This window comes from Rahnella rivi (genome assembly GCF_019049655.1).
In the GTDB taxonomy this organism is placed as follows: Bacteria; Pseudomonadota; Gammaproteobacteria; order Enterobacterales; family Enterobacteriaceae; genus Rahnella; species Rahnella rivi.
In genome coordinates this window covers 19,034-35,025 of record NZ_JAFMOX010000051.1, presented here as the reverse complement: position 1 = coordinate 35,025, position 15,992 = coordinate 19,034, and the positions used below count along the sequence as shown (strand labels likewise).

Here is a 15,992-nt window from a genome sequence, read left to right as displayed (position 1 = left end):
ACCCCTTATTGCGCGTTGTACAAGATGACCGCAGCGGTCGCCAGCAGATTAAGCAAGGTCAATGGCAGGCAAACTTTCCAGCCAAATGACATCACCTGGTCGTAGCGGGGACGCGGTAAAGCAGCACGGATCAAAATGAACATCACCATGAAGAACGCCGTTTTCAGTGCAAACCAGATCACCGGATACAGGAACGGACCCTGCCAGCCACCGAAGAACAAGGTCACGATCAGCGCAGAAACCGTCACGATACCGATATATTCCCCCACGAAGAACAGACCGAATTTCATACCGGAATATTCAATGTGGTAACCATCGGCCAGTTCTTGCTCGGCTTCCGGCTGGTCAAACGGGTGGCGGTGACAGACAGCGACACCGGCGATGGCAAAGGTCACAAAACCGAAGAACTGCGGAATGATATTCCACATGTGCGACTGAGAAATGACGATGTCCTGCAGATTGAAGGAACCGGCCTGCGCCACAACGCCCATCAGTGATAAACCGAGGAACACTTCGTAGCTCAGTGTCTGGGCAGACGCACGCATCGCACCCAGTAGCGAGTATTTGTTATTACTGGACCAGCCAGCGAACAACACGGCATAGACGGTCAGACCGGCCATCATCAGGAAGAACAAAATACCGATGTTCAGATCTGCGGCGAACCAGGTCGGACTGACCGGAACAATCGCAAAGGAGATCAACAGGGACGTAAACGCAATCATCGGGGCCAGCGTAAAGATGGCTTTGTCGGTGAATTTAGGTACCCAGTCTTCCTTGAAGAACATCTTGATCATGTCAGCAACCAGCTGCAGGGAACCGCCCCAGCCGACACGGTTTGGTCCGTAGCGGTTCTGGAACAGGCCGAGCAGGCGACGCTCGCCGAAGCTCATGAAAGCCCCGCAGGTCACGACGATCAGCAGGATCACGATAGCTTTCAGGACGGCGATCAGCGTGTCGATTACGACAGGTGTAAACCAGCTCATTGTGCAGCCTCCCGCAGATTTTCAACCGTAGCGCCAACCAGAATCGGCGGAATGCCCGGCAAGCCCAGCGGTAAACCAAGCTGACCCTGATCCAGGGTTTCACTCAGGCGAACCGGCAATTTCAGTGTCTGACCGGCACAGGTGAATTCCACCTGAGAACCTGCATTCACACCTAGCTGCGCGGCATCGGCCGGGTTAACCATCACATAAGGTGCTGGCATGCGTTGCTGAATGACGGAAGAAAGCTGGGTCATCTCTTCACTGCCGAACAGGTGATAGTAAGGCGCGACACGCCAGTTACCCACTGTGGTGGTGAATGCAGCAGGGATAGTGGTGAAGTAGTCGAGACTCCCCTCCCCCGCTTCGATGAGACGCACACCCGGATCACCGTGGCGCAGACTGCCGCCAACTTCGCTCTGGAATTTGTTCCAGGCTTGCGGTGAGTTCCAGCCAGGTGCCCAGGCAAAAGGTACCTGATTGCGGTTGGCTGTCGGGCTGTTGTTCCCTTCCATCGAGAAGGCAAACATGGTGTCTTTATCTTGCGGCTGACGCGGTTCGTGCACGCTGATGTTCGCGCGCATTGCAGTACGTCCACTGGAGCGGTTCGGAGAACGCGCCAGTTTCTGACCACGAATGCGGAAGCTGGCATTTGGCGCAGCTTCAACCATGCCCTTCAGCTGCGGCAATGCCTCGACGCAGGCTTCGATCACGTGATCGAGCTGAGTCCAGTCAACGTGGCGGCTGTTGACGGTTGAATGCAGCGAGTGCATCCAGCGCCAGCTTTCCAGCATGGAAACGGTGGTGTCGTAGTAAGCCGGATCGTAGACCTGGAAGAAGCGCTGAGCGCGGCCTTCCTGATTCACCAGCGTACCGTCGCTTTCGGCAAAACTCGCCGCAGGCAGGATCAGACTGGCTTTATCCATGATGCGCGTGCGCTGATGGTCAACAACCACCAGGTTTTGCACACTGGCAAGCGCCGCATCCACCTTCGCTTCAGGAGCCTGACGATAAAGGTCATTTTCCATCACAATGGCGCTGTCTGCGTCGCCGCTGGCCAGCAACTCAAGCGCATCATCCAGCGTACCGCCGCCAATCATGGACAAGCCGATGCTGTTTGCCGCAGAAGCCACGAAAGTGATACCGACATCACTGCCCGCCACTTTCAATGCTTTGGCGATGTTCGCTGCCGCTTCAATGATCGCATCAGAACCGGCGTTAGAACCGGTAATGATCAGAGGCTTACGGGCACCGGTCAGTGCCTGCACGATCACATCAATTTTCTTGTTCAGACCATCAGCCAGATCGCTGACCGCTGGCGCTGAATTATCCAGCGCATGGGCGATTGCAAAGCCGAAACGGGCCTGCTCATCGACCGGCGCACGGTAATTGTACGCTGCGATATCGTCGAGTTTGGTGTTGTCTACGTTGGTAATAAACAGCGGATGTTTGGCGTGCTGACCGATGTTTTGCACCGCCGCAATCTGCCAGTCAGCAACACGCTGAGCGGCGGCCATTGCACGGGCTTTGCCTTTAACGGCCTGACGGACAGACAGAGCGATACGGGCACCGGTCTGAGTCAGATCTTCACCCAGCACCAGCACGGCATCGTACTCTTCGATTTCACGCAATGCTGGCGTATGTACGCCGCTGTTGCGCAGAACGTTGAGCATCAGTTGCAGACGACCCTGCTCAGCGGCGTTGATCCCGGTGTAGAAGTTTTCGGCTCCCACCAGTTCACGCAGGGCAAAGTTGCTTTCGAGGCTGGCGCGTGGAGAACCGATACCGATGGTTTTCTTCGCCTGACGGATGATGTCTGCCGCGCCCTGCATCGCCTGTTCAGCGTTCAGTTCAATCCAGTCGTTGCCACGCAGCTGCAATGGCTTCTTAGGACGATCTTTCAGGTTCACGTAGCCATAGCCGAAACGGCCACGGTCGCAGAGGAAGTAGTGGTTTACGGTACCGTTATAACGGTTTTCGATACGACGCAGTTCGCCATAACGCTCACCCGGGCTGGTGTTACAGCCAACAGAACATTGCTGGCAGATGCTTGGCGCAAACTGCATGTCCCATTTACGGTTATAGCGTTCGGAGTGCGTTTTATCGGTGAATACACCGGTCGGACACACTTCTACCAGGTTACCGGAGAACTCGCTTTCCAGCGGGCCATCTTCCGGACGACCGAAATAGACGTTGTCGTGCGCGCCATATACACCCAGGTCTGTGCCGTCCGCGTAATCCTTGTAGTAACGGACACAGCGATAACAGGCGATACAGCGGTTCATTTCGTGAGAGATGAACGGGCCGAGATCCTGATTGTTATGGGTACGCTTGGTGAAACGGTAACGGCGCATACTGTGGCCGGTCATGACTGTCATATCCTGCAGGTGACAGTTACCGCCCTCCTCACACACCGGACAGTCGTGCGGATGGTTGGTCATCAACCATTCCACAACGCTCTCGCGAAACTCTTTCGCTTCGCCGTCGTCGATGGAAATGAAGGTGCCATCAGACGCTGGTGTCATACATGACATCACCAGACGACCGCGCGTGTCTTCCGCGTTTTGGTATTGCTTAACCGCACATTGGCGGCAAGCGCCGACGCTTCCCAGCGCCGGATGCCAGCAAAAATAAGGAATATCGAGGCCGAGAGAGAGGCAAGCCTGTAACAGGTTGTCCGCTCCGTCTACATCGTATTCTTTGCCGTCTACATGAATCGTAGCCATAGTCAGCATGCTTCCACGTGGCCCACCTGACGGCGGGCGTTAATCAAAAATTCTTGCCGGGTTGGCGTCTATCACTCGACAGCGCGTCCCTTGTATTGGGATTTCGCGCACAGCGGGCTCACGTCCGCTGCCTGTTGCCTTCACTACCAGCGCTGTTTCAGCAGATTGTTTGGCTGAATACCGCCAATCGCCCGCGCGTTGCTGTAATGCTGTTTGGCGATGCCCGCCTCAAACTCTTCCCGGAAATATTTAATCGCACTCTGTAATGGCTCCACGGCACCCGGCGCGTGTGCGCAGAAGGTTTTGCCCGGACCAAGCTGGCGGCAAAGCTGTTCGAGAGTTTCAATGTCTCCCGGCTGCCCTTCACCACGTTCCAGCGCGCGCAGGATCTTCACACTCCACGGCAAACCGTCGCGGCACGGCGTACACCAGCCACAAGATTCACGGGCGAAGAACTCTTCCAGATTTCGAACCAGCGGAACCATGCCAATTTCATGATCGACTGCCATCGCCAACGCAGTACCCAGACGGCTACCGGCTTTACCGATGCTGGCGAAATCCATAGGCAGATCCAGGTGATCGGCAGTCAGGAAGTCAGTCCCTGCGCCGCCCGGTTGCCAGGCTTTGAATTTCAGGCCATCACGCATACCACCGGCATAATCTTCAAGAATTTCACGTGCAGTCGTACCAAACGGCAGTTCCCAGACGCCCGGATTTTTCACCCGACCGGAGAAGCCCATCAGTTTGGTGCCTGCATCTTCGCTTTTGCCCGCAGACATCCCTTTGTACCAATCCACACCGTGCTCAAGAATGGCAGGCACGTTACACAGGGTTTCGACGTTGTTCACACAGGTCGGTTTACCCCATGCACCGGCAGAGGCCGGGAACGGTGGTTTGGAACGCGGGTTAGCGCGGCGGCCTTCCAGCGAGTTAATCAGTGCTGTCTCTTCACCGCAGATGTAGCGGCCCGCACCGGTATGCACGATCAGTTCGAAATCAAAACCGGTACCGAGGATATTTTTACCCAGCAGACCCGCTTCAGTGGCTTCAGCGATCGCGCGACGCAGATTCACGGCGGCTTCGATATATTCGCCACGCAGGAAGATGTATCCACGGTAAGATTTCAGTGCAAACGCGGAAATCAGCATGCCTTCCACCAGCAGGTGTGGCATTTGTTCCATCAGCATGCGGTCTTTATAAGTACCGGGTTCCATCTCATCGGCGTTACACAGCAGATAGCGGATGTTCATGCTTTCGTCTTTTGGCATCAGGCTCCACTTCAAACCGGTGGAGAAACCCGCACCGCCGCGCCCTTTCAGGCCAGCGTCTTTTACCAGGTTGACGATCTCTTCCTGCGCCATGCTTTTGAGCGCCTTTTCTGCGCCGACGTAACCGTTTTTGCTGCGGTATTCGTCGATCCAGACCGGCTGCTCATCGTCACGCATACGCCATGTCAGCGGATGCATTTCCGGCGTGCGTTCAATATGTCTTGGCGTATAACCGTTGATTGTCATACATAGCGCTCCAGTAGCTGGCCGATGGCTTCTGGTGTCAGGCGGCTGTGCGTGTCCTCGTCGATCATCATCGACGGGCCTTTGTCACAGTTACCGAGACAACAGGTCGGCAGCAGAGTAAAGCGACCGTCTTGCGTCGTTTCGCCCGGCTTAATGTGCAACTGTTGTTCCAGCGCAGCCTGGATCCCCTGATAACCGGTGATGTGGCACACCACGCTGTCACAGTAACGGATCACATGGCGGCCAACCGGCTGGCGGAAGATCTGGCTGTAAAACGTCGCCACACCTTCAACGTCACTGGCCGGAATGCCCAGAACATCGGAGATCGCGTAGATAGCGCCGTCTGGCACCCAGCCACGCGCTTTTTGCACGATCTTCAACGCTTCGATAGAAGCCGCGCGGGCATCTTCGTAGTGATGTTTCTCGTGTTCAATCGCTTCGCGTTCAGCATCGCTCAGTTCAAACACCGGCGTGATCACCGGCTCGCTGACGTTGATGAACTGAACCTCTGAGTTTTTATTGATATCTGTCATCGTTAGCGGTCCACATCTGACATTACAAAATCGATACTGCCCAGATACACGATCAGGTCGGATACCAGGCTGCCACGGATTACGGACGGGATCTGCTGCAAATGCGGGAAGCTTGGCGTACGGACACGTGTGCGGTAGCTCATGGTGCTGCCGTCACTGGTCAGGTAGTAGCTGTTGATCCCTTTGGTCGCTTCGACCATCTGGAAAGATTCTTGCGCAGGCATGATCGGCCCCCACGACACTTGCAGGAAGTGCGTGATCAGGGTTTCGATGTGTTGCAGGGTGCGCTCTTTCGGTGGCGGCGTGGTCAGCGGATGATCCGCCTTGAACGGGCCTTCAGGCATGTTTTTGTAGCACTGTTCCAGAATGCGCAGGCTTTGGCGAAGCTCTTCCACTTTCAGCATTACACGGGAATAGCAGTCGCTGACGCCGTCGCCGACCGGCACTTCAAAGTCAAAGTTTTCGTAACCGGAATACGGACGCCATTTACGCACGTCAAAGTCGATGCCGGTGGCACGCAGGCCAGCGCCGGTGGTGCCCCACGCCAGCGCGTCATCCGCGTTGTACGCAGCCACGCCTTTGGAACGGCCAATCAGAATCGTGTTTTTCAACGCCGCTTTGACGTAGGAATCCAGTCGTGCTGGCATCCAGTCAAGGAATTCACGCAGCAGACGATCCCAGCCTTTCGGCAGGTCATGTGCAACGCCACCGATACGGAACCAGGCCGGGTGCATACGGAAACCGGTGATCGCTTCCACCAGATCGTAGATTTTCTGACGATCGGTAAAGGCAAAGAACACTGGAGTCATCGCGCCCACGTCCTGAATAAACGTAGAGATGTACAGCAGGTGGCTGTTGATGCGGAACAGTTCAGACAGCATCACGCGAATGGTGTTGACGCGATCCGGCGTGACGATACCGGCAAGTTTTTCAACCGCCAGCACGTAAGGCATTTCGTTAACGCAACCGCCGAGATATTCAATACGGTCAGTGTACGGAATGTAGCTGTGCCATGACTGGCGCTCGCCCATTTTTTCAGCACCACGGTGGTGGTAACCGACATCCGGTACACAGTCGACAATCTCTTCGCCATCAAGCTGCAGGATGATGCGGAACGCACCGTGTGATGACGGGTGGTTTGGTCCGAGGTTAAGGAACATAAAGTCCTCATTTTCGGTGCCACGCTTCATGCCCCAGTCTTCCGGCTTGAAGGTCAGCGCTTCCATCTCGAGCTCTTCTTTTTGCTTGGTCAGTTCATAAGGATCGAACTCGGTGGCGCGCGCCGGATAATCTTTACGCAACGGGTGCCCTTCCCAGGTCTGCGGCATCATGATGCGCGTCAGGTGCGGGTGGCCATCGAAGGTAATACCAAACATTTCCCAGGTTTCACGCTCGTACCAGTTGGCGTTCGGGAACACCTTGGTCAAGGTCGGAACATGGAGATCGTTTTCCGCTAACGCCACCTTGATCATGATGTCGCGGTTACGCTCGACGGAGATCAGGTGATAGAAAACGGAAAAATCCGCGGCCGGTAAACCGTCGCGGTGAGTACGTAAACGCTCATCAACGCCATGCAAGTCAAAAAGCATGACATAAGGTTTTGGCTGTTTTCGTAGAAAGGTAATCGCTTCCAGTACCTGTTCACGCTTGAACCACACCACGGGAACTCCGGTACGGGTCGGCTGAACAGTAAAGGCCTCAGGCCCAAAACGGTTACGCAACTCGCCAATAACCGGATCATCAAGATGATCACGGGTATGCCATGCTGGCAGGGCGGTATTTTGCGTCGTCAAATCTGTCATAATTTTTTTCACCACACTAAATGGTCATTTATGCCGTAAGGGGGATATGCATACACCACCCCTCAGGGTTGACTCTCAGATCGCAGTGTTAAATCTCGTCCGGCGAACGCAGATTTGTCACGGCTATGCGTTCAGCACGTTTACGCTCTTTTTCAGACTGCATATTCGCGCGGTAAACACCCTGATCGCCGACGACCCATGACAATGGGCGGCGTTCTTTACCGATAGATTCCTGCAGCAGCAACAGCGCCTGCATGTAAGCCTCAGGACGCGGCGGGCACCCCGGGATATACACATCGACAGGCAGGAATTTATCCACACCCTGCACGACGGAATAAATATCGTACATACCGCCGGAGTTCGCACAGGCACCCATCGAAATCACCCATTTCGGCTCGAGCATCTGGTCATACAAACGTTGGATCACCGGGGCCATTTTGGTGAAGCAGGTGCCTGCCACGACCATAAAGTCGGCCTGACGCGGCGATGCACGCAGAACTTCTGCACCAAAACGCGCGACGTCATGCACCGCAGTGAATGACGTCACCATTTCGACGTAGCAGCAGGAAAGGCCGAAGTTGTACGGCCAGAGGGAGTTTTTGCGTCCCCAGTTCACCATGCCGTGCAGTGATTCCTGAAGGTTTCCCATGAAAACGCTGCGTTTAACCTGCTCCTGAAGTGGATCGCCGACCACCTCCTGATTCTGCAGGGGGTAACGGTCGTTCTCACCGTCCGGGTCTACGCGGGTGAGCGTATAGTCCATCTTATTGCCTCGCTATGACTTACTACTGAGGGTGACTGTTGGTATTAATCGCCGGGCTTGGTTTAACAGGTCCTTTCGAACGTGTCGGCGTCCAGTCCAGCGCGCCAATCCGCACCAGATAAAACAAACCAGCCAGCAGTACCAAAATGAAAATGGTGGCTTCGACGAAACCGGTCCAGCCGCTTTCACGGATAGAAGTTGACCATGCATAGAGATACAAGGCTTCAACGTCGAAAATAACGAAAAACATCGCGACCAGATAGAATTTGGCGGAGAGACGCAGGCGGGCTGAGCCCACGGATGCGATACCAGACTCATAAGGGGTATTTTTGTAACGCGCTCTGGCTCTCCCGCCGAGGAACGCGGCGCCCAGTAACATCAGGCAGCAAAGCCCCATTGCGACGATAAGATAAACGGCGAACGCCCAGTGTTGAGCGATGACTTCAGTGGCTGTTGACATACTCATTGCTTACTCATCAAAAGTGGCGCTTTGGCATCTGCTCTATGGGATCGGCAGTTTGCGCACCACATCGATTCAAGGGAAGGATTAATAACCACACAGTTCACGACTCAACAAAGGATTAAGCCAGTGATTTGTTGTGGGCTTTTTACCCTTTTCTATAACCTTTTGTCAACTTTGACAAAAGTATCTCCACATTAGTTTACATGCTTATCATTTAATTAACATTACATGCGACAACACTTAAGCTAAATCGTGTCAGTTAAAAAGGGTGATAAAGCATGAGCCTGTGACGGGAGTTATGACATCTTTGTTGCTTTGCTATTGTCGCAGGAATAGACAACGCTTCCACTCTCTTATTGGGGTTATTTTTTTGATCCAGGTCAGAGTTCTGTCAATTTCGACAGAAAAAAAGCCGCACTTTTAACAAGTTTTGTTGAATAACAGAAAACAACAAGTCAATGGCGAGAAAAAATCACTGTTTTTTTCACGCGAAAAAAAGCCTATTTTTGCGTGATTTAGTAGGGTGATAATGAAGACCAGAAACAGTCAGGACGGGGAACAAGCAGCATTAAGGGAGGAAAAAACAAGTTTGGCGTGAGATTTTAAATAAAACACCCAAAAAGAGAGGTTTTACTACCCGAAAGGAGTAGAGGCCTTTACCCCCGCCCTGCAGTATCCGGGCGGGAGGTAAAAAGAGGCGGTAATCTTAACTTTTTGAATCAGCCAGCAGCTCATGATCGTCATCCACTACAGGCCGGGGACCGTAAGCGCTGAGAGAATAAGGATCATTGCCCTGTTCAACCGCGTTGAAAATGGCCATCGCCAGTTCATTGTTACAGTTGGCATTTTTATACAGTACATATTGCGTGTCAGGCAGACGCGGCAGACCATCCTGTTCACCCAGAACGCGCAGTTCAGGGCTCATCATTTCGATAGGTCTTGCGGTCACGCCCAACCCGGCGCGAACGGCGGCGCGAATAGCCGACAATGTCGATGCCACGTAAGCGATACGCCACGGAATACCGGCCTGATTCAGGTATTCTGTCGCCATCTGGCGGTACGGGCTTGGCTCATCAAGTACCACGAGCGGCACACTGTCACCGGATGGATACGCGAAATCCGCCGCGCAGTACCAGAGCGTAGGTGACGTCCGCAGAATGATATGAGGATGTTCTGTGCCCGTCATCGTAGTGATGGCCAGATCGATCTCTTCGCTTTCCAGCATCGATAGCATAAACGGACTGCGTTTTACCCGTACGTCGATTGACAGTTTCGGGTACACAGACGTCACGCGACTGAGCAGAAAAGGCAAAATGGTATCGGCGGTATCATCGGATGCACCGATGGTAATTCCGCCCTGAACATTGCTGTACATCAAAGAGGTGCAGGCTTCATCGTTAAAACGAAGAATTTTGCGTGCATACCCCAATAACTGAATGCCGTGTTCAGTTAATAATTTATTGCGTCCGTGCCTGGCAAACAGTTCTTTTCCAACGAGTTGTTCAAGACGTTGCATTTGTTGACTGACTGCCGACTGAGTACGACACACAGCAGCAGCTGCTGCAGCGAACGTATTCAAATCCGCAACAGCTACAAATGTCCTCAACAGGTCAAGATCGAGATTGAGGATTGGACGATTTGCATTTGTCATAGTTTTTCTTCGCTTTATAGAATCTAATAACAAGCTACCCTGATGCTGCGTCAAAGTATCAGCATCCGCAGAATACCAGATATGTCAGGTACTCACTCATTAGATAAGCAAAATTGAGAAATATTTGTGCCTGAAAAATTTCATAGAAGCAGTTTTCATCTCCTCAGATGCCGTGAAAAATCTCCACACAAAAGTTAAATGATTAGCCAGGCTTAATTAATAAGAATAAACCATTTTCGCCTGCTCCACTCACCTATTTTCTTTGCGCTTTTCCTGTCGATACCTGAGGTTGAAGCCTGTCAGCAAGCCGGATACATAAGTTAAATTTACCGTTCAGATAAGTTGTAAGACAATATAATTCAACAAATTCATTAGCTCACGCTGATATCAAACTCATGACTAAAAAATCAGTTTAGCGGCCATTAAGATATTTTCATGATCGCCCGTTATTATTTGTGCAGGTTTTATTAAATATACGTAAAGGGTGCCCTCATAAAACCCATGGAAATAGTGGCCTCTCCAAAATTTTCTTATGATCATTCATCCAGCAGTTATTATTAATCATTAGATAAATAAAACTAATTCACCTTGCCCCCGTGCCGCAGCACGGAGAATTCCTGCTATTTTTTTTCAGATTTTGTCGAGGTTAGGTAAGTTTTAATGATGTTGTCTGCAAAACTGCGGAAACAAAAGGATGGCTTTAACACTGTCAGACAGTCAAAACAGGGAATTTTTAGATTAAAAAACCCGCATTGGTAAAATATAAAACTACACATTTCTCTTTATGCAAATTATTAAACCAACCAAAATCCACAACATGACCAGAAACCCCCACCCCCTGCGATTTTCCTGCTGTTTTACACCAAAAGGGCGCGCAGCCCTTCTCATGCACTCTTTGGGGGAGTAAATTGTCCGCTTCGCACTGTTCTACGGCGATTAACGCCAGGGAAGAACAGGCTTTACTGCAAAAGGCTCACATTTACATGTCCCCGATTGAAAAATCCCGCAAACTGGACAACGTCTGCTACGACATTCGCGGCCCGGTGCTCAAAGAAGCAAAACGTCTGGAAGAAGAAGGTAACAAAGTCCTCAAACTGAACATCGGCAACCCCGCGCCTTTCGGTTTTGATGCACCTGATGAAATTCTGCTCGACGTCATTCGCAACCTGCCTACAGCGCAAGGGTACTGTGACTCCAAAGGTCTGTTCTCAGCACGTAAAGCCATCATGCAGCACTATCAGGCGCGCGACATGCGTGACATGACGGTGGAAGACATTTATATCGGTAACGGCGTGTCGGAACTGATTGTTCAGTCGATGCAGGCGTTACTGAATACCGGTGATGAAATGCTGGTGCCTGCACCGGATTACCCGTTATGGACGGCGGCGGTGTCGCTTTCTGGCGGGAATGCGGTGCATTACATGTGTGATGAAGGCGCTGACTGGTTCCCGGATATCGCCGATATACGCGACAAAATCACCCCGCGCACCCGCGGTATTGTGATCATCAACCCGAACAACCCGACAGGCGCGGTTTACAGCAAAGAGTTGCTGATGCAGATTGTGGATATCGCCCGCGAACACAATCTGATCATCTTTGCTGATGAGATTTACGACAAGATTTTGTATGACGAAGCCCAGCACATTTCCATTGCGTCGCTGGCGCCAGATCTGCTGACCGTGACCTTCAACGGGCTGTCTAAAACCTACCGTGTGGCCGGTTTCCGCCAGGGTTGGATGGTACTCAACGGACCGAAGAAACATGCCAAAGGCTACATTGAAGGGCTGGAAATGCTGGCCTCGATGCGTCTTTGTGCCAACGTTCCGATGCAGCATGCTATTCAGACGGCTCTCGGCGGTTACCAGAGCATTAACGAATTCATTCAGCCGGGTGGTCGTCTGGTGCAGCAGCGCGACAGCGCGTGGGAACTGATTAATCAGATCCCCGGCGTATCATGCGTGAAACCGAAAGGTGCGCTGTATATGTTCCCGCGTATTGATGCCAAGCGTTTTAACATTCATGACGATCAGAAACTGGTGCTGGATTTGCTGTTGCAGCAAAAAGTCCTGCTGGTTCAGGGGACAGCATTCAACTGGCCGTATCCGGACCACGTCCGTATCGTGACGCTGCCACGCGTTGATGAGCTGGAAATGGCGATCAGCAAACTGGGCCGGTTCCTTGAAACTTACCGCCAGTAATCCCTGCGGGCGCAGATTTCTGCGCCCTGTTTTATCTTTCTGATCACACTTGCCGATTTCCGCCACACTCCGCACAATGGATACTCATTTGCCGTTATTAATGAGAGTGCCATGAATCAGAGCCATTTCTTCGCCCACCTTTCCCGCCTGAAACTGATTAGCCGCTGGCCGCTGATGCGCAACGTGCGTACTGAAAATGTGTCGGAACACAGTTTGCAGGTCGCCTTCGTGGCTCACGCGTTGGCCGTGATTAAAAACCGCAAATTTGATGGCAACCTGAATGTAGAACGCGTTGCCCTGCTCGCCATGTATCACGATGCCAGCGAAGTGCTGACCGGCGACATGCCTACGCCCATCAAGTATTACAATCCGCAAATCGCCCATGAGTACAAAAAAATCGAGAAAATCGCCCAGCAAAAACTGATTGAGATGCTGCCGGAGGATTTGCAGGAAGATTTTCGTCCGCTGATCGATGAACATTATTACAGCGAAGACGAAAAACTGACGGTCAAACAGGCAGATGCGTTATGTGCCTATCTGAAATGTCTCGAGGAGCTCTCGGCGGGCAATAACGAATTCACCCTGGCTAAAGCGCGTCTGGAAAAAACGCTGGCGAATCGGAAAAGCCCGGAGATGGATTACTTTATGGAAATCTTTGTGCCGAGCTTCAGCCTGTCGCTGGATGAAATCAGCCTCGATTCACCGCTCTGACCGCAACCAAATACAGCACGGCCAGGGTCAGAACGGAAAGAGAACCGGCACCAGAAACACGCTGACGACCATCACCAGCAAGGTGAACGGCACGCCGATACGCAGAAAGTCGCCGAAGCGGTAATTCCCCGGCACCATCACCAGCGTATTCACCGGGGATGATACTGGCGTCATAAACGCTGCCGAGGCGGCTATCGCGATAATCATTGTGAAAGGGTACGGCGACACGCCCATCTGATGGGCCGCCGCGATGGCAATCGGTGCCATTAACACCGCTGTGGCGGTATTGGAAATAAACAGCCCGATACTGGCGCAGAGAACAAATAAACACAGCAGCATCATGTACGGCCCATATCCCCCGCTGACCTTCATCAGGCCTTCGACGATCAACGCCACGCCGCCTGTTTTTTGCAGCGCCAGCGCGAACGGCATCATCCCGATAATCAGCAGCAAGCTCGGCCAGTGAATCGCTTTGTACGCGCCGTCCATGGTGATGCAGCGGAATTTACCCATCAGCAGACAGGCAATAATCGCCGCAATGGCGTTCGGCACATCGTCGGTCAGCATCAGTGCGACCATGAGCGCCAGGCAAAACAGCGCGTGCGGTGCCTGACTGAGCGCGGGGGCGACTTCATCCACCTCGGCGGGCAAACTGAGGACAATAAAATCGTGCATCTGCTGCTGAAGCTGTCGGATCAGCTTCCAGTCCCCTATCACCAGTAACATGTCGCCCAGCTGGAGTTCCTCGTCCACCAGTTTACCCGGCAGCGCCTCCCCCTGACGGCGGATCCCGACCACGTTCACCCCGTAAGCAGAACGGAATGCGACTTCGCGCAGGGTTTTACCCAATAATTCGGAATCAGGAATTAAAGAGACTTCTGCCATCCCGACGTCGCGGGACTGTTCAGAAAAATATTCACCGCGCAGCACCATCGGTTCAAGCATTTCATCGGCACACATTTGTCTGACCGAGATGTCAGGATCGGTCATGTCCAGCAGCAGTACGTCTCGCGCGCACAGCCCGGTGCTCCCCGTGGCGCTGACCATCACCCGGCGGAACTTACGCCAGCGCTCAATACCCACCACATTCGCACCGTAGCGGGAGCGCAGGTGGAGATCGTCCAGTGTCCGGCCAACCAGCGGTGAGCCGGGGCGGATCGTCATCCTGCGCGCACGACCGTTTAACTGATAATCGCGGATCAAGTCCCGGAAAGTCCGGCGCTTCCAGTGTTGTTTATCCTGCGAGGTGTCCTGCGCTGACAACCAGCGGCGGGCAATCAGCATGTACCCGACCCCCATGATCAGCACCACCAGCCCCACCGGCGTGACGCCGAAGAAGCCAAAACCGTCGAACCCTTCACGCAGCAACTCGCTGTTCACCACCATGTTCGGCGGCGTGGCAACCAGCGTCATCATGCCGCTGATAAGCCCGGCAAAACTGAGAGGCATCATCAGCCGCGCCGGTGAGGTTTTCATGCGCGCGGAAACGCTGATCACAACCGGAATGAAAATCGCCACCACGCCGGTTGAACTCATAAAAGCACCAAGACCGGCGACCGTCAGCATTAGTAAAATCAGCATCCGGGTTTCACTCTGACCGGCCACTTTCATCAGCCAGTCACCCACCTGATACGCCACGCCGGTCCTCACCAGACCGTGGCCCACCACAAACAAGGCGGCGATCAAAATCACGTTCGGATCGCTAAATCCGGCAAGAGCTTCATTGAGGGTGAGCGTACCGCTCATCACAAAAGCAATGATGACCAGCAAAGCGACAATGTCCATGCGCAGCGTATTGCGCGCAAACAACACCATCGCGGCCAGCAGCAGTACCACAACCCAGATTAATTCACCGGTCAAAACACACTCCCTTTGCGTTAAGATTCAGAGGCAGGAACGTGGTAAGAATGGCATAAAAAAACCCCGCCGGAGCGAGGTCTATATCAAGTAAAATGTCGAAACTGTACTTTTTTCAGGCTTAGCGCAAACTTACCGTCACGCCCTGCTCGTTGCTTTCCACCAGCAGAACTTCCAGCGTCGTCAGCTCAAAATCAACATTTTCGATCCCCGGCGTATCATCCGGTGCATTCACAGCGATCACTTTACATCCGGCGGCAAGCCCAGCCATTACGCCTGCAGCGGCATCTTCCACCACAACACACTCTTCCGGCGCCAGACCTAAACGTTCTGCACCCAGCAAATAGGCATCCGGCTGCGGTTTGCCATGCTTAACCTGCTCCGCAGTGATGAACACTTCCGGCACAGGCAAATGTGCTGCCGCATGGCGTGCACTGGCGACAGGCATAGAACCGGAGGTCACAATGGCCCACAGAATATTTTGACGGTTGAGTTCGCTCAGCAGTAAATGTGCACCCGGCAACGCCGAGACGCCTTCGGTGTCGGTGGCTTCGATTTTTTCCAGCTTCAGAAACTCTTGCTGAATCGTCTCTTCTGTTTCACCTTGCATAAAATGACGTAAAGAGGTGATCGCCTGTTTGCCATGAATAAAGGCCAGAACATCCTGCGGGCTGACTCCCCAACTGAGCGCCCAGTTAACCCATGCACGCTCAACTGCCGGTAATGAATCCACTAACGTTCCATCAAGGTCGAACAAGAAACCTTTACACTCCACAGGCAATTCCTCTTTAGTT

The 15,992-nt window shown here is 53.0% G+C and carries 12 protein-coding genes; 2 read left to right on the top strand and 10 right to left on the bottom strand.

Annotated elements, in window-relative coordinates:
* Positions 1–5 precede the first annotated feature (5 nt).
* The 8 genes from nuoH to lrhA all read right to left on the bottom strand — a co-directional run bounded on the left by nuoH (position 6) and on the right by lrhA (position 10,432).
* Entirely contained in the window at positions 6–983 is a 978-nt protein-coding gene (gene nuoH / locus J1779_RS06395) for an NADH-quinone oxidoreductase subunit NuoH (protein WP_056782249.1), read from the bottom strand.
* Positions 980–3,706, bottom strand: a complete 2,727-nt coding sequence (gene nuoG, locus J1779_RS06390; RefSeq protein ID WP_217203179.1) for an NADH-quinone oxidoreductase subunit NuoG — start codon at positions 3,704–3,706, stop codon at positions 980–982. The genes nuoH and nuoG overlap by 4 nt, the downstream gene beginning before the upstream one ends.
* 143 nt (positions 3,707–3,849) lie before the next feature.
* Positions 3,850–5,220 carry an NADH-quinone oxidoreductase subunit NuoF gene (gene nuoF / locus J1779_RS06385; RefSeq protein WP_056782245.1) on the bottom strand — a complete coding sequence of 457 codons (1,371 nt, stop codon included), beginning with the start codon at positions 5,218–5,220 and terminating at the stop codon, positions 3,850–3,852.
* Positions 5,217–5,753, bottom strand: coding sequence for an NADH-quinone oxidoreductase subunit NuoE (gene nuoE, locus J1779_RS06380; protein WP_238485086.1), 537 nt, complete (start codon positions 5,751–5,753; stop codon positions 5,217–5,219). The genes nuoF and nuoE overlap by 4 nt, the downstream gene beginning before the upstream one ends.
* 2 nt (positions 5,754–5,755) lie before the next feature.
* Entirely contained in the window at positions 5,756–7,555 is a 1,800-nt protein-coding gene (gene nuoC / locus J1779_RS06375) for an NADH-quinone oxidoreductase subunit C/D (protein WP_238485085.1), read from the bottom strand.
* Positions 7,556–7,643: 88 nt separating this feature from the next.
* Positions 7,644–8,318: a NuoB/complex I 20 kDa subunit family protein gene (locus J1779_RS06370; protein ID WP_056782240.1), complete on the bottom strand. Its 675-nt coding sequence runs from the start codon at positions 8,316–8,318 to the stop codon at positions 7,644–7,646.
* Positions 8,319–8,340: 22 nt separating this feature from the next.
* Positions 8,341–8,784 carry an NADH-quinone oxidoreductase subunit A gene (locus J1779_RS06365; protein ID WP_072158212.1) on the bottom strand — a complete coding sequence of 148 codons (444 nt, stop codon included), beginning with the start codon at positions 8,782–8,784 and terminating at the stop codon, positions 8,341–8,343.
* 703 nt (positions 8,785–9,487) lie between these two features.
* Positions 9,488–10,432 (bottom strand): transcriptional regulator LrhA, encoded by a 945-nt coding sequence (gene lrhA, locus J1779_RS06360; RefSeq protein ID WP_056782235.1) that lies wholly within the window; start codon positions 10,430–10,432, stop codon positions 9,488–9,490.
* A 983-nt stretch (positions 10,433–11,415) separates the two neighbouring features.
* On the opposite strand from lrhA, the gene J1779_RS06355 reads away from it, so the two are divergent.
* Together J1779_RS06355 and yfbR are read left to right on the top strand one after the other, a co-directional pair.
* Positions 11,416–12,630 carry a pyridoxal phosphate-dependent aminotransferase gene (locus J1779_RS06355; RefSeq protein WP_136375755.1) on the top strand — a complete coding sequence of 405 codons (1,215 nt, stop codon included), beginning with the start codon at positions 11,416–11,418 and terminating at the stop codon, positions 12,628–12,630.
* A 111-nt stretch (positions 12,631–12,741) separates the two neighbouring features.
* Positions 12,742–13,341, top strand: a complete 600-nt coding sequence (yfbR, locus tag J1779_RS06350; protein WP_056782229.1) for a 5'-deoxynucleotidase — start codon at positions 12,742–12,744, stop codon at positions 13,339–13,341.
* Positions 13,342–13,368: 27 nt separating this feature from the next.
* Here the strand turns inward: yfbR and J1779_RS06345 are convergent, their stop codons facing one another.
* Together J1779_RS06345 and J1779_RS06340 are read right to left on the bottom strand one after the other, a co-directional pair.
* Positions 13,369–15,201 carry an SLC13 family permease gene (locus tag J1779_RS06345; RefSeq protein ID WP_217203177.1) on the bottom strand — a complete coding sequence of 611 codons (1,833 nt, stop codon included), beginning with the start codon at positions 15,199–15,201 and terminating at the stop codon, positions 13,369–13,371.
* 118 nt (positions 15,202–15,319) lie between these two features.
* Positions 15,320–15,973, bottom strand: a complete 654-nt coding sequence (locus J1779_RS06340) for a sugar phosphatase (RefSeq protein WP_217203175.1) — start codon at positions 15,971–15,973, stop codon at positions 15,320–15,322.
* Positions 15,974–15,992 lie beyond the last annotated feature (19 nt).